The sequence below is a fragment of the Clostridium pacaense genome, assembly GCF_020709765.2.
Taxonomy (GTDB): Bacteria; Bacillota; Clostridia; order Lachnospirales; family Lachnospiraceae; genus Enterocloster; species Enterocloster hominis.
Map to the genome: position 1 here is coordinate 1 of NZ_JAJFEB020000134.1, position 263 is coordinate 263.

Genomic DNA, 263 nt, shown 5'->3' on the forward strand with positions numbered 1-263 from the left:
CCCAACCTCCCCTTCAAGTCTGTAAGTCGGCCCAATCACTGCAAACCCCCACTCAATTCCTACACCCATCGGTTCTATCATCTCCTTCTGTCGCTTGTCTCCTTCCCCCTCCCCTCCTCCCTGTCTTCTTCTTCTTTCCTTTCCCTTCCCCTGTCCCTCCTGCCTTCCCCCCTCCCCTCTCTTCCTCTCTTCTTTTCCTTCCCTCTTTTTTTCCCTTTCTTTTCCCCCTCTTTTTTTTCCTTCTCCTTCCCCCCTTTTTTTTT

General features: G+C 51.3%; 1 pseudogene. It reads right to left on the reverse strand.

From position 1 onward, the window contains the following. A pseudogene (locus tag LK536_RS58805) lies at window positions 1-263 on the reverse strand (hypothetical protein); the annotation flags it as partial.